The following is a 23,279-nucleotide window of genomic DNA, read 5'->3' as shown; positions in this document are numbered from 1 at the left end:
AGTATGTTTTGGCGCTTGATTTTCCAATCCCTTCGTTTACGTCTACAACGTGTATTGATTATTTTTGCAGCCTTAACTGTTGGAGCAAGTATTGTTACAGCAATGGCTGCCGTGTATTTTGATATCAACACTAAAATGAGCCAAGAATTACGTACATTTGGTGCAAACTTCTATATTGGTTCAAATTCCAGTGGCTTAATTCAAGAACAGCAATTACAGCAAATTATCCAACAAGCACCAGAAGGTTTAATTAGTGCAGCAAGTCCTTATTTATATGGTGTCACTCGCAGTGAATTAGAAAAAATAGTGATTATGGGGGTTTGGTTTGGAAATATTCGAACTCTATCACCTTATTGGCAAATTACGGGGTCAGCGATTGGTGTAAATTTTGATGATCGCAATGCAATGATTGGAAAAACCTTAGCGGAGCGCTTAAATTTAAAAATTGGCGATAAATTAACTTTAACCAAAAATAACAATGAAAAACACCGTTTTAATATTAAGGCAATCATCGAATCAGGCGATGCTACCGATAATATGTTAATTGTGAGTTTAGAATTTGCACAAACTTGGCTTGATAAAAGAGGACAAGCGACGAACGTCTTGATGAATGTGAAAAATGATCAAGGGCAAGTAGATGCTTTTGCTACACAGTTAAAAAAACAATATCCAGAATTAGAAATCCGCCCAATTCGTAAAGTATCTGCATCGGAAGGGAAAATTCTAGATAAGATCAAAGGATTAATGGGATTGATCTCTGCTGTCATTCTTGTACTTGCAACCCTTTGTGTGAATACCACCTTAATAGCTATCGTAGGCGAACGTGCTAAAGAATTCGCCTTACAAAAAGCATTAGGCGCCAAACGCAAGGATATCATTTTGCAAATTGCGACTGAAATTTTAATGATTGCCCTTTGCGCCATTTTAGTAGGCTTGATTCTCGGCTACATTTTAGCTCAATTACTCGGTTTAACAGTGTTTAAAGCTAGCATTGATATGCGTCTACCTGTATTGCCAATCACGATAATACTTTCATTATTAGTGGCATTTATCGCTGTTATAGTCCCAGCTCGTCGTGCCTTACATATTCAAACCGCCAATGTATTGAAAGGCGAATAGGGAAATAAGAAAAGGAAAAATTATGTCAAAAAATGTGATTGAAACCCAACACCTTTATAAAAGATTTGAACAAATAACCGCACTTGAGGACATTAATATTCATATTCAAAAAGGAGAATTTGTGGCAATAATGGGGGCTTCAGGTTCTGGGAAAACCACCTTGATGAACATTCTCACAGGATTGGATACCGCAACAGAAGGCAAAGTGATTTTAGATGGCATTGATGCCGCACAACTTGATGAAATAGGTCGTCAACGATTTCGAGCCGAAAAAATCGGCTTAGTTTTCCAACAATTCCATTTAATTCCCTATCTCACAGCTCTTGAAAACGTGATGCTTGCACAACATTATCATAGTGTTGTCGATGAAGATGCCGCTAAAGCGGTATTAACTCAAGTGGGATTAGCACACCGTTTTGATCATCGCCCTAGCCAATTATCAGGCGGTGAGCAACAACGTGTTTGTATTGCACGAGCATTAGTCAATCAACCTCCCGTCATTTTTGCCGATGAACCAACCGGTAACCTTGATGAAAAAAATGAACAACTGGTTCTCGATCTACTCATATCCCTTAACAAGCAAGGTAGAACTATCGTAATGGTCACACACAACCCCGATTTAGGAAAATTAGCCAACCGCATTATTTTCCTGCAACATGGGAAATTATTGCGAGAACAAAGCAATGAAAATTAAATCATTTTTATTTGTTGTTTTACATTTATGCTTGCTAAGTGCGGTTAGTTTTTCATTAATTTCATGTAAAGACGAAAGTGCAGAAATAGGTCATCCTGCACCAGAAATTGCGGTTTTCGATTTACAAGGGAATACGGTTAACCTGACACAATACAAAGGAAAGACCATATTGCTCAATTTCTGGTCAGAAAATTGTGGTATATGTATTGCAGAACTTAAACAGTTTGAACAACTAATAAAGCAATATCCAGCACATAATTTACATATCCTTGCAATAAATATTGATGGTGAGAAAGCAAAAACACAAGATGTTGTAAATCAAAGAGAAATTATGTTACCCGTAGTCAAAGATCAACTCAAAATTACCGCAGAGCGTTATAAATTGATTGGCACCCCCTCTTCTTTCGTTATTGACCCCGAAGGCAAAATCCTTTATAAATTCGAAAGCTTAATCCCTGATGATTTTTTACACTTACTTTTTCAAGGAAAAATTAAAGGTCAATAATGAAAAAAACTTACTCTACTCTATTCTTAACGACAGTATTTATGTTATCGGCTGGTACCGTTCAAGCAAGTGTTGAACATGGACAAAAATTGTTTAAACAATCGTGTTCCTTCTGCCACGGAAATAATGCTGAAAAATCAGCACTTAATCAATCTAAGATCTTAAATCAATTACCTGCAAGTGAAATTGTGAACTCACTTAAAGCACGTAAAGAAGGTCAAATCGTTGGTGCAGGTAATGCTGCAAAATCACGTTTATCACCGGAAGATATGCAAGCCATTGCAGACTTCATTCAAACCCTCAAATAACTAAATGGTGCGCTAAATTGTGCGCACCAATTTTACCTTACAATGACGAGAATTAATCTTATCCCTGTAGATGAGCTTTGTGATCAACATTTACTTGCAGAACATAGAGAACTCACCAGAATTCCTAATGCCGTTGCTAAAGGGAAGTTTAACCTAGCAGGACAGCCTGATGACTATAAATTAGGCTCTGGTCATGTGCGTTTCTTTTTCAATAAACTAGCATTTTTAAAACGACGTTATGATTTATTACATCAAGAATGTCTTGCCAGAGGGTTTAATGTAAAATATATCTGGCCAACAGACTTGCCTGAAGATCCTTTATTATGGCTCGATTACGAGCCCACTCAAAATGCCTTAGAGGCAAATAAAACGAGAATTGAGGAGCGAATGCCCGCTAAACCTCGCTTTACTCAAGTTAAATCTTGAATAACCAATCATCCTCTTTTGGTATTTGCAGATAGAAACCTTTTTCTTGGATTTGTTTTAAGACTGCCTCCTTATCTGCATTTACTAAAGGTTTTTCACCGTTTAAATTAAACATCATCACGAAAATAGGTGTACCAAATGCCTCTCTTAACACATCGGGAACTTGGTTAAATTGATCACGCTTTTCTACATATAAATAAGTTCCAATTTTTCGCTTACTTTTATAAATTGCACACAGCATTACTCATATTCCTACATCAAAAAAGATTTGCCGATCCTAGCACAATTCTTTATGATTAAAACAGTCAATTTTATTATTTGGATGGCATTATGGCACAGGATATCGTGGAATTTCATACTGGACAATTTTCGTCAGTTTTCATCACTTTGAACAGCACGAGCCTCACCGTCATTAAACGTAACCTGAATAGGAAAATTCAAAACTCTCCGTCATTTTTTGACAATATCGCAGTCATTCTTAAATTCACACCAAGCCTTGAAAAAATCGATTTAATTGCACTTAAAGCATTATTTGCCGAATATCGAATTCAAATTATTGGTGTATCTGATTGGCAACATGACTTACAAAAAGAAATTATTTTAACTGCGAATCTACCATTATTAGGAAAAAGTGGCGAAATATTGGATATTCTGCCACAACCGCGGTATTTACCTACAAAGGTTATTGAGCAAAGCGTAAGTGCAAATCAAGTTATTTATGCAAAAAATAGCGATTTAATCATTCACGGCAACGTTGAAGAAGGTGCAGAAGTTGCGGCAGATGGCAATATTCATATCTATGGAAAATTGCTAGGTAGAGCAATGGCTGGTGTGAATTCAAGTTCAGGTGCAATTTATACCCAATATTTAGATGCCGAATTTATCGCTGTAAATAGCCGTTTTATTTATAAAGAAAAGCTCCCAAGCGAATATCGCCAAAGTGCGGTCAGAATTTTTGCAGAAAAAGAAAAACTTGCATTTTCCACATTCTAATAGCTTAAATGAAAGAAGTATTTGTAGTTCAGTCCAACAAATAAAAAAATAGAGGGATATATACCCTCTATTTTTATAGAACCTAGAAGTTTATTCTGATTTTGGTTGAACCACAGCTTTAATTGCATCTTTAGCTTCTTCAGTTTTTGTTGCAACCGCTTCTTTTGCTTCAGTCATTGCCGCTTTTGCTTCTGTGACTTTTTCATCAACCGCTTTTTTCACTTCTTCAACTTTCTCAGCTGCTGCTTGTTTAGTATCTGCTGCCGCTGCTTTCGCTTCTTCAACTTTCGCTTCAGCTGCTACTTTTGCTTCTGCAGTTTTATCTGCTGCTGCATCTTTCGCTGCTTCTACTTTGTCTTCTGCTGCTTTTTTCATTTCAGCCGCTTTATCAGATACTGCATCTTTCGCTTCTGTTGCAGCCACTTTTGCTTCATCTAATTTAGCTGCTGCAGCGTCTTTTAGCTCTGCTGCTTTTTCAACAGTTGCATCTTTCGCTTCTGTTGCTGCTGCTTTCACATCTTCAACTTTTGCTGCAACAGTTTCTTTTGCTTCAGCAACACTTTGTTTTACAGATTCTTTTACTTCTTTTGCAGTTTCAGCTGCTGCATTTTTTACATCTGAAGCAGCATTACTTACTGCATCTTTAGCTTCTACAACACTCGCTTTTGCTTTTTCAACTTCTTGACCAGCTTTGCTATCTTTATCGAAACAGCCAGTCATTGTTAAACTTGCACCTAATACTAATGCTGCTAATACTGATTTTTTCATCATTTCTCCTAAATGGTTACGAGGCCATAAAATCACACTCACAAAGAATCTCTTTGCTGAGCGATAGTGTGTAATAAATCAATCAAAAAAGAAATGACCATTTACACTTCTTTACCAAAAATCATTTTCATTGATTTCATTTTATAAATGAAAAGCAAATACAACCTATTGATTATAAAAAAAATGAAAATAAATTCCAATTTAAACAAGTGAAGATTTGTAAATATTTGAACTTTTCACATTGTATATTAATGTGCCATTTATTATCTAAAATACAGCAGAAACAAACAAAATCACTTGATCACTCAGGATACTTTATTTGCTCCAAATGACCAGTTTTTCTATCCCAAACTATGTGTGCAACAGTGGAAGGATAAAAACGAACACCATTACTTCCACACAACGCACTGACAATTTCTCCCACTAAAGGTAGATGTGAAATAATCAATACAGACTTTACCCCTTGTTCAGCCAATACATCAAGATAATCAATCACGATATTTGAATTGCCGTAAGGCGTAATTCCTTGCCAAGTTTCTTGACGAGAGGTCAATATATCACCAAAAATTAAATTAATTTGTTTAAATGTTTCCTGTGCACGAATATAAGGACTGACTAAAACTTTATCAAAAAGTGCAGTCGATTTTAGCCACATTCCTTGAGAGTTTGCTTGCTGTAATCCTCGCAAATTCAGTTTTCTATCCTGATCCGAACCTGCGTTCATTTCTGCTTCACCGTGGCGCATTACAAAAATATCCATTAATTGGAGACTCCTAACTATAAAACAAAAATAAACTGGGCAAACCTACCCAGTTTATTTTTAGTATTGTTTTAATTTGCTTTTACTGCTTCTGCAATTTCTTCTGCACATTGCTGTGCTAACTGACCATCTTCACACTCGACCATAACACGAATTAATGGTTCTGTGCCCGACTTACGTAATAGAATGCGACCTTTTCCTACTAAACGAGTTTCAACCTGTGCTGCAACTCTTTTTACTGTTTCACTTTCAAGTGGGTTTGAACCACCCGCAAAGCGCACATTAATTAACACTTGTGGAAATAATTGTACCGCACTTGCTAATTCATTTAATGATAAACGATGTTCTACCATTGCACTTAATACTGCTAAAGAAGCAATAATCCCATCGCCAGTGGTGTTTTTATCCGCAATGATAATATGGCCTGAATTTTCTCCACCAAACATCCAGCCTTTTTCCTGCATTTTTTCAAGTACATAGCGGTCACCCACGTTTGCGCGTAAGAATGGTACACCAAGCTGTTTAAGTGCAAGTTCTAAGCTCATATTACTCATTAATGTACCAACAACACCACCTTTTAAGTTTCCTGAACGTAAGGCTTCACGAGCAATAATAAATAAAATTTGGTCACCATCTACTTTATTTCCTAAATGATCCACCATCATAATGCGATCACCATCACCATCGTAAGCTAAACCTACATCTGCGTTCACTTCGAGAACTTTTTCTGTTAGCGCTTGAATATCTGTTGCACCACATTTTTCATTGATATTCATCCCGTTTGGTTGAGTACCAATTTCAATTACTTCTGCGCCTAGCTCACGCATTACATTTGGTGCAATGTGGTAAGTTGCCCCATTTGCGCAGTCCACAACGATCTTGTAGCCTTCTAAACTTAAATGTGCAGGAAATGTACTTTTACAAAATTCAATATAACGACCTGCGGCATCTTTAATACGACTTGCACGACCAAGATCTGCTGACTCAACACAATCGATAGGTTGTTCAAGCATCGCTTCGATAGCTTCTTCTACATCATCTGGTAATTTGGTTCCTTGTGCCGAGAAAAACTTAATCCCATTATCATAATAAGGGTTGTGTGATGCTGAAATCACAACGCCGGCCTCCGCACGAAAAGTACGTGTTAAATAAGCGATTGCAGGGGTAGGCATTGGGCCAGTAAATGCTGCAGAAAGCCCTGCAGCAGCTAAACCAGCTTCCAGCGCTGACTCTAACATATAGCCAGAAATACGTGTATCTTTACCTATTAAAACTGTACGTGAGCCTTGTGTAGCCAATACTTTGCCTGCTGCCCAGCCTAATTTTAATGCAAAATCTGGTGTAATTGGTGCGCTACCCACTTTGCCACGCACCCCATCTGTTCCAAAATATTTACGATTTGCCATAGTTACTTTCCTTCTTAGTTATGCGACATTCATCGCTTGCCAAACTTTTAACGCATCTGCTGTTTCTTCAACATCATGCACCCGCAAAATACTCGCACCATTCATTGCGGCTAATAATGCACCTGAGACACTACCAACCATTCGCTTCTCCACTGATTTATTTAATATAGTACCGATCATTGATTTACGAGAAAGCCCAGCTAAGACAGGATAACCTTGCGTACAAAAGTGCGGTATATTTTTCAATAATTTATAATTGTGCTCAACAGTTTTACCAAAACCAAACCCCATATCCCAAATCAAGTGGGATTTTTTCATGCCTGCATTCACACATTCTTCTGTACGTTGCATTAAGAATGTAAAAACATCCTCAACCACATTATCATAAGTTGGATTGAGTTGCATTGTACGAGGTTCTCCTTGCATATGCATAATGCAAGTAGGTAAATCCAACGCAATTGCTGTTTCTAATGCATTGGGCTCGCGTAGTGCACGAATGTCATTAATTAAATCCATTCCGACTTTTGCTGCTTCTTGCATTACTACAGATTTCGAAGTATCCACGGAAATCCAACAGTCAAAGTTTTTATTTACCGCTTCAACCATGGGAATCACACGAGCTAATTCTTGTTCAAGTGTCACTTCATCTGCCATCGGACGAGTAGATTCTCCGCCAATATCAATGATCGCAGCCCCCGCATTCAACATTTTCTCAACATGAAAGAGTGCTTTATCTAAATTAAAAAATTGACCACTATCTGAAAAAGAATCCGGAGTGAAGTTTAGGATCCCCATAATTTGGGGCATAGAAAGATCTAAGATTTTATTATTTGCGTATAGTTTCATTGCTTGTGCTGATTAAGTAAATTAGTAGCAATTATAACTAAAGATGAAGTGGATAAAAATAAATTCTTACAAAAGAGACATTTATTGTCTAAGTTATAGAGAAAACTTACATAATTAAAGAAAAAGCTTCCTTATTTTATCAACAAGGAAGCTTTATTTTAGAAATAAATTTATCTTATTGTACACTACTTCTCAAAGAAACTACTTTCTTCAGAATTTAAATCATTTTCGACCGCACTTTTGGTACTATCATCATCTGATTGTGTTGGTTGATTTTGATCTTTCTTGTCTGAATCATCCCAGCCTGAAGGAGGTGTTACAGGTTGGCGTTTCATCAACTGTTCGATCTGCTCTTCCTCAATGGTTTCATATTTCACTAACGCATCTTTCATTGCGTGCAAAATATCCATATTATCAATCAGAATCTGTCTTGCACGCTCATAGTTGCGAGTCACTATTGCACGCACTTCTTCATCGATAAGGTGTGCCGTTTCATCTGACATATGTTTTGCTTTTGCCATTGAGCGACCTAAGAACACTTCACCATCATCTTCTGAATAAAGAATTGGACCAAGTTTGTCAGAGAAGCCCCATTGGGTCACCATATTACGTGCGATATTTGTCGCTACTTTAATATCGTTTGATGCTCCCGTTGAGATATTTTCCTCACCATAGATTAAATCTTCAGCTAAACGACCAGCATAAAGTGTAGAAAGCTTACTTTCTAATTGTTTTTGGCTGATGCTTACTTGATCACCCTCAGGTAAGAAGAATGTCACACCTAAGGCACGTCCACGAGGGATAATCGTTACTTTATGTACAGGGTCGTGCTCTGGTACAATATAACCTACAATTGCGTGGCCAGCTTCGTGGTATGCAGTAGACTCTTTTTGCTTATCCGTCATAATCATTGTGCGACGCTCTGGTCCCATATTGATTTTGTCTTTCGCTTTTTCAAACTCAAGCATTGTTACTAATCGCTTGTTAGTACGAGCTGCAAATAACGCAGCTTCATTCACTAAATTTGCTAAGTCTGCACCAGAATAACCTGGTGTACCACGTGCTAATGTCATTGGATCAACATCTGGTGCAATTGGTACTTTACGCATATGTACTTTTAAGATCTGTTCACGTCCACGTACATCAGGTAAACCAACTACAACTTGGCGGTCAAAACGACCAGGACGAGTTAATGCAGGGTCAAGCACATCTGGACGGTTAGTTGCAGCGATAACGATTACACCTTCATTACCTTCAAAGCCATCCATTTCTACAAGCATTTGGTTAAGCGTTTGTTCACGCTCATCGTGACCACCACCTAAACCTGCACCACGCTGACGGCCAACAGCATCAATCTCATCAATAAAGATCAAGCAAGGTGCATTTTTCTTGGCTTGTTCGAACATATCACGTACACGTGAAGCACCAACCCCCACAAACATTTCTACGAAGTCAGAACCTGAAATCGTAAAGAATGGTACTTTTGCTTCACCCGCAATTGCTTTTGCAAGTAATGTTTTACCCGTACCTGGAGGACCAACCATCAAGATCCCTTTAGGAATTTTACCACCTAACTTTTGGAATTTACCTGGATCACGTAAGAAATCAACAATTTCACCCACTTCTTCTTTTGCTTCATCACAACCAGCAACATCGGCAAAAGTCGTTTTAATCTGCTCTTGTGTCATCATACGTGCACGGCTTTTACCAAAGCTCATTGCTTTGTTTCCACCACCTTGCATTTGGCGCATAAAGAATAACCATACGCCAATTAGCAAGATCATTGGGAACCAAGAGATTAAGATTTGTGAGAAGAAACCACGCTTTTCTGGTGGTGTACCTTCAATCTTTACTTTTTTATTTAATAGATCATTCAATAAGTTATCGTCATCTAATGGCATCACAGTAGTGTATTTTGAACCATCTGTTTTGGTTACATAAATTTCATTATAATCAAAACGTGCTTGACGCACCTGATCATTGCCAACATCTGAAATGAAGGTTGTATAGTCGGTGGTATTGCCTGACGAAGCAGAGTTAAAGCCTTGGTATGCGGTCATCATTACCACAGCTACCACAATCCAAAGGACTAAATTTTTTACCATATCGTTCAAGGTTTGACCTCTTTTTTGCTAACGTTAATAATTTGTTACGAGAGATTACTATATTTATTATAAAATTGGAAATTATCGTATTAATAGTCAATATTTGTGCAAATATCAAACATTGATATCACCAAATTAATTTTTGTACCCTGTCGCAACAATATATACCTCACGAGAACGATCTCTTGAGGCTTCAGGCTTACGAACTTTTACAACACTAAAGAGAGAGCGAATTTCTCTTAAGTATTCATCAAAACCTTCACCCTGAAATACTTTCACAACAAAACTGCCTTTAGTTGCAAGCACTTGTTTGCACATATCTAAAGCCAATTCAACTAAATACATTGCACGTGGAATATCAACTGAAGGCATACCACTAAAATTTGGTGCCATATCTGACATCACCACATCAACTTTACCTTCCCCTACACGCTCTAATAGTGTAGCTAAAACATTTTCATCGCGGAAATCACCTTGTAAAAAATCGACTCCGACGATAGGATCCATTTCTAAAATATCACAAGCAATCACTCGACCCTTGTCACCAATTTGGCTCACCACATACTGCGACCAACCTCCCGGTGCCGCACCTAAATCAACCACCGTCATTCCCGGTTTAAATAAACGATCGGTTTGTTGAATTTCATCCAACTTAAAATAGGCACGAGAACGTAGCTTTTGTTTGTGTGCTTTTTGTACAAACGGATCTTTAAAATGCTCATTTAACCAGCGAGAAGAACTCGCTGAACGTTTTTTCTTTCCCATAAACTTCTTTACTATTTAATCATTTGTTGAATATGGGGCATTATACACAAGTTTCAAGGGGGATTTCGTAGAAAAAGTTAATTACTTTTCTGATCGCTAATAAAATGACATATTAATTTTTTAATATCAAAACAATAAAAATTGACCGCTCTTTTTATCTTTGGATTAGATCATATTCAGCACTGACTTTTAGAGCCATTGCATCTAAAATCTATTTCGTTACAATCTGTTTGTACTAAAATTAAATAAAGGAATTTGAATGAAAGTCTTAAAAAGCTTAAGTATCGCATTTCTATTACTTTTTAGTAGTGACTCTCTCGCTTGCGATACAAATAAGCCAATAAAACTTGGTGCATTAGATTGGGAAAGTGGACAATTTTCGACCGCACTTTTCGATCTAATCTTACGTAAAGGATATGGATGCCAAACTGAAATTGTGCCAGGTGCAACTAATGCATTAGAAACTGCACTTGCGCAAAATGATATTCAAATTATTGCTGAACAATGGGTTGGACGTTCTCCTATCATTGAACAAGCAGTGAATGAAGGTAAAGTTCAAATAATTGGTAATACCTTGAAAGGTGGGGCTACACAAGGCTGGTATATACCTGATTATACTAAGAAAAAACATCCCACATTAAAAAATGTCACTGACTTACTCCAATTTCATCATCTTTTTTCAGATCCTGAACAACCAAATAAAGCCCGTTTTTTAAATTGTCCAACTGGGTGGACCTGCGAAATATTCAATACTCATCTATTAAAAAATACTGGACTTTCAAAGCAATTTAATAATGTTCACCCCGGTACTGGGGCAACGCTAGATGCCGAAATTTCTTCTGCTTATGAACAACGTAAACCCATTCTATTTTATTACTGGCAGCCCACTGGACTAATGGCAAAATATGCCTTTGAACCGATTGAATTTCCTACTTATCAACCTACGTGTTGGGAGCAATTATTACATTCAGATAACCAACCAAGTTGCGTAAGTGGTTTCCCTCGTTCTCAATTAGCAATGTCTGTCTCCAGCACATTTGCTAATCAATACCCTCAGCTAATTGAGTTAATTAAGCATATCCAATTTGAACCGGACACTTTAAATCAAGCAATTTTAGAAATGGCTGAAAATAAACGAAATGGATCAACTCAAGCTTTTTTCTTTTTACAACAACACCCCGATATTTGGCAAAAGTGGGTTTCACAGCAAGCAAAAGAGAAGCTACAACAATTCTTACAACAAGATGAAAAACAAGAGAACTCCATTTTTGCCCCTTGGTCTATCGCAGACTCTCTCAATCGTTCATTAGTTAAAACAGTGCAAAATTATGGTGTTGAGTTTCGCCAAATCAGTCAAATTTCATTGGATTATTTGCTACTTCCCATTGAGAGTGTTTTACAAGCTACACCTGCTTGGCTAATACTGATTCTTATTGCGCTCATCAGTTGGCACGCCACAAAAAAATGGTGGTTTTCACTACTTTGCCTAGGAGGAATATATTTAATTGGTGCTCTAGGACTATGGTTTCCACTAATGCAAACTCTAGCTTTGCTGATTGTCTCAGCATTATTTATTACCCTACTAGGTATTCCAATCGGTATTTTAATGGCCTCTAATGCAAGATTGCATCGCATACTACAACCTATTCTTGACGTAATTCAAACGATGCCAAGCTTTGTATATTTAATTCCCGTTTTAATGTTATTTGGAATCGGCAAGGTGCCTGCTTTATTTGCAACGGTCGTTTACGCAATTGCACCACTTATTCGTTTAACCGCATTAGGAATTCGCCAAGTTAATCCACAAATTATTGAAGCAGCACAATCATTCGGCAGTACCCGTTGGCAGTTGCTAGTCTGGGTGCTTTTACCACAAGCAAAAGCAAGCATTATGGCAGGAATTAACCAAGCGGTAATGATGTCTTTAGGAATGGTAGTGTTAGCCTCAATGATTGGGGCAAAAGGTTTGGGCGAATATGTACTACAAGCTATTCAAACCTTGAATATTGGTCAAGGGGTTGAAGCTGGAGCAGCGATTGTGATTCTAGCTATTATTATTGATCGCATCACACAAGCTTACGGGCGTAGACAAAAGCAGTAATGTTAAGGAATTCAAAATGTCAGAAATTGTATTAAAAGATATTAGCAAGATCTACGGAAAACATTGTGACAAAGCCCTCGCGCTTTTAAAAGAAAATGCACCTAATACTGAAATTTTTCAACAAACAGGTTGTCAAATTGGATTACGCAACATCAATTTACAAATGAATGGCAATAGTATTTTTTGCATTATCGGTTTATCTGGCTCAGGAAAATCCACATTAGTTCGCCATATCAATAGATTAATTGAACCTAGTTGCGGCGAGGTTTGGGCCTGTGAAACCAATGTAACTGCATTAAGCCAAACTGAATTGCGTATTTTCCGTCAAGAGCGCGTAAGTATGGTATTCCAACATTTTGGTTTATTGCCTCACTTAACCGTACAACAAAATGTGGCTTATGGGTTAAAAGTACGTGGTTCCAGTCAGGCTGAGCAACAAGAACAAGCTCGTTATTGGCTCAATGAAGTGAAATTATCAGGCTATGAAAATGCTTACCCCTCACAGCTTTCAGGGGGGATGCGTCAACGTGTGGGATTAGCTCGAGCATTAACTGCCAATACCGATATTATTTTGATGGATGAAGCTTTTTCTGCTCTAGATCCCCTTATTCGAGTGAAATTACAAGATCTTGTGCTAAATCTTCAACAACGTTTAAATAAATGCATTGTGTTCATTACTCACGATATTGATGAGGCAATAAAAATGGGAAATTATATTGCGATCCTCAATTCTGGCGAGCTTATTCAAACTGGCACGCCACAAGAATTATTACAAAATCCAGCAAATGAATATGTGGCAGAATTTATGCAAACAGCAAAAACCTATTAGCATTGCTAAAACTTTTTAAAAATAGACCGCTCTTTATATAAGAATGAGCCTATAGCTATTGGCATAATGAGCTCAACACGGTCTTTAAAAAATAGGATAGACCTGCTTTATGATAAATTTTTTGCTCTTTTCAAAAGCCAAAGTTGATAAATGTGAATTAACACTAAAAATATATTTAAGCCCGCAACAGGATAAGCACCAATACGAACGGCATAAACCACAAATAAGATCGCACCAATACCATTAATCACACGAATGAAAACAATATCCTTAAATAGAAATGATATTGCGACTAGTAAGCCTGCCGCATAACCTAATAATTCATTAAATTCCATATTGCCCCTTTAATATAAATTATTTATTTAATGTGAGTTACAATAATAAAATATTTTTAAATTTCCTAAAAGAGCACACCAAATGAGCAAACGATTGCAAAAAAATATTTGAGTTATTTTTTTCAAAACAGCTAACTTTTAGTACCTTTTGATAGATAAAAACGAATATTAAAGAACAATAATGAATCAAAAAATTCAATTTTGTCTTCTTTCATATCAATTTTACGTAACTCAATTATTCTAAAACTAATAGATCTGGCAAAGTAGAAAAACTTTGTGATTTAACAGTTTGATAAAAATCATCAATAAAAGCAATGTTAGAGTCAATTTCACGAATAGCAGCATATAAATTACTGTATAACCCTTTTTTCGTAATTTTACGTGCCACAATGTAGCCTCGATCTAAATAAGGTTTTGCCGCCCAAAACGGCAATGCCGCCACACCACGTTTACTTGCTACTAACTGAATAATCGCAATAGTTAATTCGCTGGTCCGGCGTGTTGGATTAATCCCTTTGGGATGCAATACTTTTCTTAATAAATCCAACATATCATCTGGCACAGGGTAAGTAATTAGGGTTTGATCAATAAAATCTTCTGGCTCCCATACTATTTTTGAGGCTAATGGATGATCTTTGGCGCATAATCCAACCATCTCATAGGAAAACAGTGGTTTATGAATAATGCCTGATGTTTCTTCAATTTCAGAAACCACAGCCCAATCAGCACGATGAGTTAATAAAAGTCCCACAGGATCAGTATGGAAACCAGAGACTATATCCAATTCGACCAACGTCCAATGTTGCCGTAAGGAATCCATCGCAGGCATTAACCAGTCAAAACAAGTATGACATTCCACAGCAATACGCAACTCCCCTGCTTCGCCTTGTTTCACCCGAGCTAAATCTCGCTCTGCTTCTACAACTTTGGGCAAAATCTCATTTGCTAATTGAATAAGACGCTCCCCCGCAGGTGTAAAGCGCAAAGGTTGCGTTTTACGCTCAAATAAAGGTAAGCCATATTGTTCTTCAATTAACTTTAATTGATGTGACAGCGCAGACTGAGTCAAATAAACTCGTTTGGCGGCAAGTGAAACACTGCCCGTTTCTTTTAACGCAAGCAACGTTTTCAAATGGCGTAATTCTAAAAAAATCGGTTTCATAATAAAGCTCGTAAAAATAAATGCATTGTATTAAAAACTATCATATACCTAAAAATTCTTCTATTCATTTAACTTAAAAGAAGTAAGCTTCATTTTATCTAAACGATAAACAAATAACCTTACTTTCAATGCTGATTAAGTATATTAAAATTTTTCATGATCTTCGTGAAAATTATGATATTGCATAATGTTATAAAATACCTCATTCTATATCCATACAGACGTTTAGCCGTCTATTTAGAATAACACAACATTGATAAAAGAGGTATTACTATGACGACATTTCATTTAGCGGGATTTCCGCGTGTAGGTGCAAAACGTGAACTCAAATTTGCACAAGAGCGTTACTGGCGTGGAGAAATTTCAGAGCAAGACTTATTAGAAATTGCACAAAAATTACGTGAAATTAACTGGAAGCACCAAGAGGCAGCAAATGCTGACTTTGTGGCTGTGGCAGATTTTACTTTTTACGATCACATTCTAGATCTTCAAGTGGCGACAGGTGCTATTCCGTCACGTTTTGGTTTCGACAGCCAAAACTTAAGCCTAAGTCAATATTTCCAACTTGCTCGTGGTAACCAAAGCCAGTTTGCGATTGAAATGACGAAATGGTTCGATACCAACTATCACTACCTAGTGCCAGAATTTAATAAAAACACAGAATTTAACGCAAACCCCAAACATTACGTACAACAAATTCGTGAAGCAAAAGCTTTAGGCTTTAAATTCAAACCAACCATTGTAGGTCCACTCACTTTTCTTTGGTTAGGTAAAGAAAAAGGAGAAGCATTCTATCGTTTAGAATTACTCTCTAAACTTGTACCTGTGTATGTAGATATTCTGAACGCATTAGCTGCTGAAGGAGCAGAATGGATTCAAATTGATGAGCCTGCACTAGCCGTAGATTTACCTACTGAATGGGTTGAGGCCTATAATGGAGTTTACACGGCATTAAAAGAGAAAGTGAATGCTAAACTCTTATTAGCAACTTATTTTGGTTCAGTAACAGAACACGCACAACTACTTAAAAGATTGCCAGTTGATGGTTTACACATTGATTTGGTGCGAGCACCAGAGCAGCTTTCAGCATTTGAAGATTACAATAAAGTGCTTTCTGTAGGTGTGATTGACGGGCGTAATATCTGGCGTGCAAACTTAAATCAAGTATTAGATGTTGTTGAGCCATTAAAAGCGAAATTAGGTGAAAACCTTTGGATCGCACCAAGCTGTTCACTCCTACACACTCCGTATGATTTAGAAGTAGAAACACAACTGAGAGCAAATAAACCAGACCTTTATAATTGGTTAGCTTTCACATTACAAAAAGTGCAAGAATTGAGTGTAATTAAGACCGCACTTGAACAAGGTCGTGGAGCTGTACAAAATGAACTTGATGCAAGCCAAGCAGCAGCAAACGCTCGTGCAAACAGTAAAGAAATTCATCGCCCTGAGGTAGCAGAACGTTTAGCTAACTTACCAGCAAATGCGGATAGACGTAAATCGCCATTCGCAGAGCGTATTGCAAAACAAAATGCGTGGTTAAATTTACCATTATTACCAACCACTAATATCGGTTCATTCCCGCAAACCAGTGAAATTCGCCAAGCTCGTGCGAAATTCAAGAAAGGCGAACTCAGCTTAGCTGATTACGAAACCGCAATGAAAAAAGAAATTGAATTTGTGGTACGTCGCCAAGAAGAACTTGATCTTGATGTATTAGTACACGGTGAAGCAGAACGTAACGACATGGTGGAATACTTCGGTGAATTGCTAGACGGTTTCGCATTCACAAAATTCGGTTGGGTACAAAGTTATGGTTCACGCTGTGTGAAACCACCCGTGATTTACGGTGATGTGGCACGTCCTAAACCTATGACAGTACGTTGGTCACAATATGCCCAAAGCTTAACGAACAAAGTAATGAAAGGAATGTTAACTGGTCCTGTTACAATTTTACAATGGTCATTTGTACGTAACGATATTCCACGCTCAACCGTATGTAAACAAATAGGTGTGGCATTATCTGATGAAGTATTAGATTTAGAAAAAGCGGGTATCAAAGTGATTCAAATTGATGAACCGGCAATTCGTGAAGGTTTACCACTTAAACGTGCAGACTGGGATGCATACTTACAATGGGCCGGTGAAGCATTCCGCTTAAGTTATATGGGCGTAGAAGATGATACTCAGATCCACACGCATATGTGTTATTCTGAATTCAACGATATTTTACCCGCAATTGCAGGTTTAGACGCAGATGTGATTACGATTGAAACATCTCGTTCAGATATGGAATTATTAACTGCGTTTGGTGATTTCAAATATCCAAATGATATTGGCCCTGGTGTATATGATATTCACAGCCCACGTGTACCAAAGGCAGAAGAAATTGAACGTTTGTTACGTAAAGCACTAAATGTTGTACCAAAAGAGCGTTTATGGGTGAACCCAGACTGTGGTTTAAAAACTCGTGGCTGGCCAGAAACTATCGCACAATTAGAAGTAATGATGAGCGTAACCAAAAAATTACGTGCTGAATTAAACTAATTAAAAAACAATTTATCCATAACAATATAGCAAACCGTAACCTAATGGCTCTTGATTTCAAGAGCCATTTTTTATTCTTGCTCAAAAGAACATTGACGATAGTTTAAATTCTCCTCAAAATACAGCCTAGTTTTTACTTTTGTAGGAAATAAAAAATCAAATGGATTCCGTGACTCAATTTGTACTCGGTGCTGCTGTTCAAGGCGTTGGAATGGGGAAATATCAAGGACGAAAAGCCTTACTTTACGGCGGTATGCTAGGCACGCTACCCGATCTTGATATATTAATTCGTTATGCTGATCCTATTTCATCAATGACTTACCATCGTGGATTTAGTCATTCTATTTTTGTTTTGACCGCACTTGCTTTTGTGATCACGTGGATCACTTTCAAACGAAATAAAGCGCTGCCCTTCTCCTTCAAACGGCTTTTTGTTACTTTAACATTGGCTTTGGTTACGCACCCAATTATTGATGCAATGACCGTTTATGGTACACAATTATTTTGGCCTTTCAACTTTACGCCAACAATGTGGTCAACTGTATTTATTATCGATCCCATTTATACTTTACCTCTGATTTTCACTTGCTTGTGGGCGCTATGGAAAAAAATGAGCCCTGCCTCCATTAAAGGAATGTTTATTGCACTCGTTTTTGGTTTTGGCTATTTCGGTACAGGTTTTATTGGCAAGGCATATCACGAACATCGCTTAACAACCGTACTAAATGGACAAGGCATTGAAATAGAAAAAGTACTTGCGACACCAACAGCTTTCAATACAATACTGTGGCGTGTGATTGCAGTAGACAAAAATGGCAATTTATATGATGCGGTAAGCGGTTGGTTCGATAAAAAAGAAACCCCAGAATTTGTCACAATCCCACTAAATTTATCTTATCAAGCGGAAATATCACCACAATCGCCTGAATTACAACGGTTACAATGGTTTACTGATAACTGGCTACATTATAAAGAAATCGATGACAAAATCGTGGTAAGTGATACGCGTATGGGGCTAGCTGGACAATTTAATTTCCGTTTTGTGGTTGCTAAAAAAGAAAATGGTCAATGGAAAGCAATTCAACCACAAAGCTATCCAACAGCTAGAGTACATTTTAGAACAGAAATGTTGTCATTATTGTGGCAAAGAATGTGGTCAGATAAAGTGCCGCTACCTTTAGAAAGATGGTCTCAATTAACGCCTAAAAGTGAGGCAATATAAGATAGGTCCTTATATTGCCGAATATGCAACTTAGTTTAATCAATATAAAGAAAAATGCGGTCAAAATTTTCAAATTTTTGACCGCACTTTAGATCGGTTCAGATACTTCCTAATAAAAAGGGTAGAATATAAACTATCCTACCCTTTTGAATCTTTAACTAAAAAGTTCAATTAACGTAAAATCAAAATGGGTTTATCACTGTAACGTGCCACTTTCACCGTATTCGAACTTAGCCCTTCTTTATTCTCTCGAGCTGCCATCATAATAATTAAATCGATATTTTTTTCTTTCGCAATACGATTAATTTCTTCATAAACCGGACCGTGTGCTAAAATATGTTGCACTTTTGCCCCTTCTGGAAAATGTTTTTTAGTAAACTCATGAAGTGCTTTATTTGCCTCCCCTAAAACATCTTGGTCGAAGTTTTTGGGTAAAAAAGATGATACAAAACTACTACCAAATGGGGGAATCACACTCATCACTCGATAAACAGTATCCGGATTGTTCTTCGTCATTTCTAAGGCAGTTTTCACTGCTTTTTCTGCATCTTCCAAATGACTTAAGTCTGCTGTGATTAAAATCTTTTTAAACATAACTTTTCCTTATTATTGTGGGCGACGACGTTGGTTCATTACGAGTAAAAACAGCAAGAATAAAGTCGGGATAAAAAACCACTCTTTCGCAAGTGCATCTTTGATTGGTACAGAACCATTCAAAATAACTTGATCCCAATTTAGTCCTGCTTTCGCTGCTGTAGAATCAATTTCTACTGCATCAATTACTAATTCTTTTCCTTCTGGCTTATCTTGTTCAAAGAGAGTTAATCCCATATTTTTCAAGCGTTCTTCTCCTGTTGAACCTTCAGCAATAGGTAATTGAGCAAAAAACTCAATCTGCTTCCCATAAGGATTTAAACCAGAGACTTTCAAGGTTAAAGTATCACCTGTTTGTGCTTTTTCAACTTGTTGCATTAAATCAACTGGCTCAAACTGATATTGCGTCGGTGAAATATGTTCCATAAAGAAACCTGGACGGAATAACGCAAACGCTAATACGAAAAGAGCCACGCTTTCCCAGAGTTTATTAGGACGGAAGAAATATCCCACTGCACCAGCGGTAAAGGCGAGAATACCAATAGTTGCCGTAATAAAGACAAGGATACCTTTTGCCCAACCTACATCAATCAATAACAGATCAGTATTAAAAATAAATAGGAATGGTAAAATTGCAGTACGTAAACTATATGAAAATGCCGTTAAACCTGTTTTAATAGGATCCCCACCCGACACTGCAGAAGCAGCAAAAGAAGCTAATCCTACTGGTGGCGTTACGTCAGCCATAATCCCGAAATAAAATACAAATAAATGTACAGCGATTAATGGCACAATAAATCCATTCTGACGACCTACCTCAATAATCACGACAGCCATTAAAGAAGATACAACAATATAGTTAGCAGTAGTTGGCAAGCCCATGCCTAGAATTAAGCTAAAGCCCGCTACTAAAAGTAACATTAAGAAAATGTTCCCCATTGACAGTGTTTCAATGATAGTTGCAAGTTGTACACCAAACCCAGTTAAGGAAACAACCCCAACAATGATACCAGCAGTTGCCGTTGCAATACCGATACCAATCATATTTCTTGCACCAGCTTCTAAACCACTAACAAGATCTTTCCAACCTTGTTTTAAATCTGATCTAAAAGTATTTTGTTTTCTGTAAAAAGAAAGTAATGGGCGTTGTGTTAATAAGATCACGATTAATGATAACGCCCCCCAGAATGCAGATAACCCCGGAGATAAACGCTCAACCATTAAGCTCCAAATCAAAATCACTACTGGTAATAAGAAGTGCAAACCTGAATTAACTGTTGGTTTGGCAGAAGGCAATACCACTACTGGAGAGTGTGGATCATCAATTTCAAGATCAGGGAATTGTGCTACTCTGCGAAGTAATAAAAGATAGGTAATACTCAATAACACAATAACAATGCTAAATGCATAATTTGGTGTCACATTTTTTAACCAACCTAAACTAAAATCAACAGCAAAATAAAGCACACAAAGGAAAATAAAAGTCCCTAATGCACGAATTAATGAGTTCAAAAATGGTTTAGGCTCATCAGCTTTAGGTAAACCTTTAAGATCCATTTTACAAGCTTCTAAATGCACAATATAAACAAGCGCTATATAAGAAATGACAGCAGGTAAAAACGCATGCGTAATTAATTGGCTATACGGCATATTAACATATTCGATCATTAAAAATGCGGCAGCACCCATTACAGGTGGCATAATTTGACCGTTGACCGAAGAAGCTACTTCTACTGCCCCCGCTTTTTCTGCAGAAAAACCAACACGTTTCATCATTGGAATGGTGAATGTTCCTGTGGTTACTACATTAGCAATAGAAGACCCTGAAATTAACCCTGTTAAACCAGATGCTACCACCGCTGCTTTTGCAGGGCCACCACGTAAATGTCCTAAATAAGCAAAAGCACTTTTAATAAAATAATTACCTGCTCCAGCTTTATCGAGCAAAGCACCAAACAACACGAATAAGAACACATATTTTGTCGAAACACCCAATGCGACACCGAATACCCCTTCAGTTGTGATCCATTGTTGGTTAATAATATGGGAAAGAGAACCTGTACGATGGCTGACAATCCAATCTGTTGGTAAAAATTGTCCGAAATAGTTATACAGTAAAAAGACTATGGCAATAACCACCAATGGCAGGCCTAAACTACGTCTTGTTGCTTCTAACAATAAGAAAATACCAATACAGCCAGCAATAATATCTTGTAGAATTGGTGCACCGAAACGAGTCACCAAACCATCATAGAAAAATAAATAGTAAGCACCTAAGAATGCCCCTACTGTTGCAAATACCCAATCAACTAAAGGAATACGGTGTTTTGGTGAAAATTTAAATGCTGGATAAGATAAATAAGCTAAAAATAATGCGAATGCAAGATGAATAGAGCGTGCTTTAGTATCATCAAACACAACATTGATATTCAAGCCTATGTTACGCAAAAACTCTTGCAACCAGAAAGGTGCTGGTGAAGCATAATACAGTTGGAATAATGACCATAAAATCGCAACACCGGCAATCAATTTTTTGGGAAACCCATCAGGATCTCGTCCACCAGTATCGCTAGATGCCACAATATCTTGTAAATCATCGTAATCAATATTTTTTGTTGACACGCTAAAAACTCCTCGTCATCTAAAAATAAAAAACGGAAAAGGCAGGAACTTAGCCTGCCTTAAAATATGAGGGAATAAATTATAACCATCCTCTTTCTTTATAATAGCGCACTGCACCATCGTGTAATGGTGCTGATAATGCATTTTTAATCATTTCTTCTTCTTTCAAATTAGAAAATGCTGGATGTAAACGTTTAAAACGATCGAAGTTATCAAATACGGCTTTTACGATCGCATATACACTATCTGCATCAACATCTGAAGAAGAAACTAAAGTTGCGTATACCCCAAAGGTTTCTGTTGGGGCATCACTACCTTTATATAAACCACCTGGAATAGTTGCTTTTGCATAATAAGAGTAATCTGCAACTAATTTATCAATTTCAGGACCTGTAATTGGCACTAAATGTGCATCACAAGATGCTGCGGCTTCTTTTAATGCTCCATTTGGGTGACCTACGTTATAAGTAATCGCATCTAAGTTGTTATCACACATTACTGATGCCATTTCAGCTGGTTTTAATTCTGAAGCGACTTTAAATGCCGAAGTGTCCCAACCTTTTGCACCAAGAATCACGTTCATTGTTGCACGAGTACCTGAGCCTGGATCACCAACATTGACACGTTTACCTTTAAGATCATCAAAATGTTTGATATTTGCATCAGTGCGAGCCATTAAAGTAAATGGTTCAGGATGAATAGAAAATACGGCTCTTAATTTATCATTTTTCTTACCTTCAAAAGAACTTGAACCATTATAAGAATGATATTGCCAGTCTGATTGGGCAATCCCCAGTTCAATTTGGTTGCTTGCAATTGAGTTTAAGTTTGCAACAGAACCACCAGTTGAAGGAGCATTACATTTCACACCTGTTTTTGCAGAATCACGGTTCACTAATTGGCAAACCGATTGTCCAACTACATAATAAACACCAGTTTGCCCACCTGTCCCAATAGTTACAATTTTATCAGCGGCGAATACTGCGCTTGAAGAAAATATTAATGCGGCTGCCATTGAAAGTTTTAGATACTTTTTCATAAACTTATTTTCCTTATTTTTGTTTGTTGGTTTGCTTAGAAGCGCACTTCACATCGCAAATTACAAATAACAGAGATTTTACTTTTTTGCAACAAGAGATTGCCGTATTACTTTACTATTTCACATTATGAGA

The 23,279-nt window shown here is 37.3% G+C and carries 22 protein-coding genes; 10 read left to right on the top strand and 12 right to left on the bottom strand.

Going from position 1 to position 23,279, the window contains the following annotated elements:
• The first annotated feature begins 3 nt into the window (after positions 1-3).
• Genes CKV78_RS03225 through CKV78_RS03205 form a run of 5 tightly spaced genes read left to right on the top strand, consistent with a single transcriptional unit; the run spans position 4 to position 3,052 of the window.
• Positions 4-1,119: an ABC transporter permease gene (locus tag CKV78_RS03225; protein ID WP_095075308.1), complete on the top strand. Its 1,116-nt coding sequence runs from the start codon at positions 4-6 to the stop codon at positions 1,117-1,119.
• Between the two features lie 22 nt (positions 1,120-1,141).
• Positions 1,142-1,813 carry an ABC transporter ATP-binding protein gene (locus CKV78_RS03220; protein ID WP_005762044.1) on the top strand — a complete coding sequence of 224 codons (672 nt, stop codon included), beginning with the start codon at positions 1,142-1,144 and terminating at the stop codon, positions 1,811-1,813.
• A complete protein-coding gene (locus tag CKV78_RS03215; RefSeq protein ID WP_005762043.1) occupies positions 1,803-2,318 on the top strand; it encodes a TlpA family protein disulfide reductase in 516 nt (171 codons plus the stop codon). Before CKV78_RS03220 ends, CKV78_RS03215 begins: the two co-directional genes overlap by 11 nt.
• Positions 2,318-2,626, top strand: a complete 309-nt coding sequence (locus tag CKV78_RS03210) for a c-type cytochrome (protein WP_005762042.1) — start codon at positions 2,318-2,320, stop codon at positions 2,624-2,626. Before CKV78_RS03215 ends, CKV78_RS03210 begins: the two co-directional genes overlap by 1 nt.
• A gap of 42 nt (positions 2,627-2,668) precedes the next feature.
• A complete protein-coding gene (locus CKV78_RS03205) occupies positions 2,669-3,052 on the top strand; it encodes a pyrimidine dimer DNA glycosylase/endonuclease V (protein ID WP_005762041.1) in 384 nt (127 codons plus the stop codon).
• On the opposite strand, the gene CKV78_RS03200 is transcribed toward CKV78_RS03205, so the two are convergent.
• Positions 3,042-3,293 carry a YcgL domain-containing protein gene (locus tag CKV78_RS03200; RefSeq protein WP_005762040.1) on the bottom strand — a complete coding sequence of 84 codons (252 nt, stop codon included), beginning with the start codon at positions 3,291-3,293 and terminating at the stop codon, positions 3,042-3,044. The two genes, CKV78_RS03205 and CKV78_RS03200, sit on opposite strands and share 11 nt — an antisense overlap.
• An 89-nt stretch (positions 3,294-3,382) precedes the next feature.
• On the opposite strand from CKV78_RS03200, the gene minC reads away from it, so the two are divergent.
• Positions 3,383-4,045 carry a septum site-determining protein MinC gene (gene minC, locus CKV78_RS03195; protein ID WP_005762039.1) on the top strand — a complete coding sequence of 221 codons (663 nt, stop codon included), beginning with the start codon at positions 3,383-3,385 and terminating at the stop codon, positions 4,043-4,045.
• A 90-nt stretch (positions 4,046-4,135) separates the two neighbouring features.
• Here minC and CKV78_RS03190 read toward each other — a convergent pair whose 3' ends face one another.
• From CKV78_RS03190 to rlmE, 6 genes are all read right to left on the bottom strand, one after another.
• A complete protein-coding gene (locus CKV78_RS03190; protein WP_032855118.1) occupies positions 4,136-4,813 on the bottom strand; it encodes a hypothetical protein in 678 nt (225 codons plus the stop codon).
• Between the two features lie 301 nt (positions 4,814-5,114).
• Positions 5,115-5,573, bottom strand: coding sequence for a phosphohistidine phosphatase SixA (sixA, locus tag CKV78_RS03185; RefSeq protein WP_005762037.1), 459 nt, complete (start codon positions 5,571-5,573; stop codon positions 5,115-5,117).
• Positions 5,574-5,644: 71 nt separating this feature from the next.
• Positions 5,645-6,979 (bottom strand): phosphoglucosamine mutase, encoded by a 1,335-nt coding sequence (glmM, locus tag CKV78_RS03180; RefSeq protein WP_005762035.1) that lies wholly within the window; start codon positions 6,977-6,979, stop codon positions 5,645-5,647.
• 18 nt (positions 6,980-6,997) lie between these two features.
• Positions 6,998-7,825 carry a dihydropteroate synthase gene (folP, locus tag CKV78_RS03175; RefSeq protein ID WP_005762034.1) on the bottom strand — a complete coding sequence of 276 codons (828 nt, stop codon included), beginning with the start codon at positions 7,823-7,825 and terminating at the stop codon, positions 6,998-7,000.
• 185 nt (positions 7,826-8,010) lie between these two features.
• Entirely contained in the window at positions 8,011-9,930 is a 1,920-nt protein-coding gene (gene ftsH, locus CKV78_RS03170; RefSeq protein WP_005762033.1) for an ATP-dependent zinc metalloprotease FtsH, read from the bottom strand.
• Between the two features lie 135 nt (positions 9,931-10,065).
• Positions 10,066-10,695 (bottom strand): 23S rRNA (uridine(2552)-2'-O)-methyltransferase RlmE, encoded by a 630-nt coding sequence (rlmE, locus tag CKV78_RS03165; RefSeq protein ID WP_005762032.1) that lies wholly within the window; start codon positions 10,693-10,695, stop codon positions 10,066-10,068.
• 259 nt (positions 10,696-10,954) lie between these two features.
• On the opposite strand from rlmE, the gene CKV78_RS03160 reads away from it, so the two are divergent.
• Positions 10,955-12,796, top strand: a complete 1,842-nt coding sequence (locus CKV78_RS03160; protein ID WP_005762031.1) for a glycine betaine ABC transporter substrate-binding protein — start codon at positions 10,955-10,957, stop codon at positions 12,794-12,796.
• A 16-nt stretch (positions 12,797-12,812) separates the two neighbouring features.
• Positions 12,813-13,625 carry an ATP-binding cassette domain-containing protein gene (locus CKV78_RS03155; protein ID WP_005762030.1) on the top strand — a complete coding sequence of 271 codons (813 nt, stop codon included), beginning with the start codon at positions 12,813-12,815 and terminating at the stop codon, positions 13,623-13,625.
• Between the two features lie 107 nt (positions 13,626-13,732).
• On the opposite strand, the gene CKV78_RS03150 is transcribed toward CKV78_RS03155, so the two are convergent.
• Both CKV78_RS03150 and CKV78_RS03145 read right to left on the bottom strand, forming a co-directional pair.
• A complete protein-coding gene (locus tag CKV78_RS03150) occupies positions 13,733-13,960 on the bottom strand; it encodes a hypothetical protein (RefSeq protein WP_005762029.1) in 228 nt (75 codons plus the stop codon).
• Between the two features lie 235 nt (positions 13,961-14,195).
• Positions 14,196-15,122: a LysR family transcriptional regulator gene (locus CKV78_RS03145; RefSeq protein WP_005762028.1), complete on the bottom strand. Its 927-nt coding sequence runs from the start codon at positions 15,120-15,122 to the stop codon at positions 14,196-14,198.
• A gap of 273 nt (positions 15,123-15,395) precedes the next feature.
• Here CKV78_RS03145 and metE point away from each other — a divergent pair, with 273 nt between their 5' ends.
• Positions 15,396-17,669, top strand: a complete 2,274-nt coding sequence (gene metE / locus CKV78_RS03140) for a 5-methyltetrahydropteroyltriglutamate--homocysteine S-methyltransferase (protein WP_005762027.1) — start codon at positions 15,396-15,398, stop codon at positions 17,667-17,669.
• A gap of 160 nt (positions 17,670-17,829) precedes the next feature.
• The gene (locus tag CKV78_RS03135; RefSeq protein WP_005762025.1) at positions 17,830-18,891 is read left to right on the top strand and encodes a metal-dependent hydrolase; all 1,062 of its coding nucleotides are present in this window, start codon (positions 17,830-17,832) and stop codon (positions 18,889-18,891) included.
• Between the two features lie 171 nt (positions 18,892-19,062).
• Here the strand turns inward: CKV78_RS03135 and CKV78_RS03130 are convergent, their stop codons facing one another.
• From CKV78_RS03130 to CKV78_RS03120, 3 genes are all read right to left on the bottom strand, one after another.
• Entirely contained in the window at positions 19,063-19,485 is a 423-nt protein-coding gene (locus CKV78_RS03130) for a universal stress protein (RefSeq protein WP_005762024.1), read from the bottom strand.
• Positions 19,486-19,497: 12 nt separating this feature from the next.
• Positions 19,498-22,107 (bottom strand): TRAP transporter permease, encoded by a 2,610-nt coding sequence (locus CKV78_RS03125; protein ID WP_005762022.1) that lies wholly within the window; start codon positions 22,105-22,107, stop codon positions 19,498-19,500.
• 79 nt (positions 22,108-22,186) lie between these two features.
• A complete protein-coding gene (locus CKV78_RS03120) occupies positions 22,187-23,146 on the bottom strand; it encodes a TAXI family TRAP transporter solute-binding subunit (RefSeq protein WP_005762021.1) in 960 nt (319 codons plus the stop codon).
• Positions 23,147-23,279: the final 133 nt, after the last annotated feature.

The sequence above is a fragment of the Pasteurella dagmatis genome, from assembly GCF_900186835.1.
Classification (GTDB): domain Bacteria; phylum Pseudomonadota; class Gammaproteobacteria; order Enterobacterales; family Pasteurellaceae; genus Pasteurella; species Pasteurella dagmatis.
Note: the sequence above shows the minus strand (reverse complement) of the source record. Positions and strands in the feature narration are given on the sequence as shown.

What these genes read in the sequence shown, in the direction of transcription:
- CKV78_RS03135 (WP_005762025.1), top strand. Translation starts at nt 17,830, where the DNA reads ATGGATTCCGTGACTCAATTTGTACTCGGTGCTGCTGTTCAAGGCGTT.
- glmM (WP_005762035.1), bottom strand. Translation starts at nt 6,979, where the DNA reads ATGGCAAATCGTAAATATTTTGGAACAGATGGGGTGCGTGGCAAAGTG.
- CKV78_RS03150 (WP_005762029.1), bottom strand. Translation starts at nt 13,960, where the DNA reads ATGGAATTTAATGAATTATTAGGTTATGCGGCAGGCTTACTAGTCGCA.
- CKV78_RS03215 (WP_005762043.1), top strand. Translation starts at nt 1,803, where the DNA reads ATGAAAATTAAATCATTTTTATTTGTTGTTTTACATTTATGCTTGCTA.
- CKV78_RS03190 (WP_032855118.1), bottom strand. Translation starts at nt 4,813, where the DNA reads ATGAAAAAATCAGTATTAGCAGCATTAGTATTAGGTGCAAGTTTAACA.
- metE (WP_005762027.1), top strand. Translation starts at nt 15,396, where the DNA reads ATGACGACATTTCATTTAGCGGGATTTCCGCGTGTAGGTGCAAAACGT.
- folP (WP_005762034.1), bottom strand. Translation starts at nt 7,825, where the DNA reads ATGAAACTATACGCAAATAATAAAATCTTAGATCTTTCTATGCCCCAA.
- CKV78_RS03205 (WP_005762041.1), top strand. Translation starts at nt 2,669, where the DNA reads ATGACGAGAATTAATCTTATCCCTGTAGATGAGCTTTGTGATCAACAT.
- CKV78_RS03120 (WP_005762021.1), bottom strand. Translation starts at nt 23,146, where the DNA reads ATGAAAAAGTATCTAAAACTTTCAATGGCAGCCGCATTAATATTTTCT.
- CKV78_RS03210 (WP_005762042.1), top strand. Translation starts at nt 2,318, where the DNA reads ATGAAAAAAACTTACTCTACTCTATTCTTAACGACAGTATTTATGTTA.
- CKV78_RS03200 (WP_005762040.1), bottom strand. Translation starts at nt 3,293, where the DNA reads ATGCTGTGTGCAATTTATAAAAGTAAGCGAAAAATTGGAACTTATTTA.
- CKV78_RS03220 (WP_005762044.1), top strand. Translation starts at nt 1,142, where the DNA reads ATGTCAAAAAATGTGATTGAAACCCAACACCTTTATAAAAGATTTGAA.
- CKV78_RS03225 (WP_095075308.1), top strand. Translation starts at nt 4, where the DNA reads ATGTTTTGGCGCTTGATTTTCCAATCCCTTCGTTTACGTCTACAACGT.
- CKV78_RS03155 (WP_005762030.1), top strand. Translation starts at nt 12,813, where the DNA reads ATGTCAGAAATTGTATTAAAAGATATTAGCAAGATCTACGGAAAACAT.
- CKV78_RS03130 (WP_005762024.1), bottom strand. Translation starts at nt 19,485, where the DNA reads ATGTTTAAAAAGATTTTAATCACAGCAGACTTAAGTCATTTGGAAGAT.
- minC (WP_005762039.1), top strand. Translation starts at nt 3,383, where the DNA reads ATGGCACAGGATATCGTGGAATTTCATACTGGACAATTTTCGTCAGTT.
- sixA (WP_005762037.1), bottom strand. Translation starts at nt 5,573, where the DNA reads ATGGATATTTTTGTAATGCGCCACGGTGAAGCAGAAATGAACGCAGGT.
- CKV78_RS03145 (WP_005762028.1), bottom strand. Translation starts at nt 15,122, where the DNA reads ATGAAACCGATTTTTTTAGAATTACGCCATTTGAAAACGTTGCTTGCG.
- CKV78_RS03160 (WP_005762031.1), top strand. Translation starts at nt 10,955, where the DNA reads ATGAAAGTCTTAAAAAGCTTAAGTATCGCATTTCTATTACTTTTTAGT.
- rlmE (WP_005762032.1), bottom strand. Translation starts at nt 10,695, where the DNA reads ATGGGAAAGAAAAAACGTTCAGCGAGTTCTTCTCGCTGGTTAAATGAG.
- ftsH (WP_005762033.1), bottom strand. Translation starts at nt 9,930, where the DNA reads ATGGTAAAAAATTTAGTCCTTTGGATTGTGGTAGCTGTGGTAATGATG.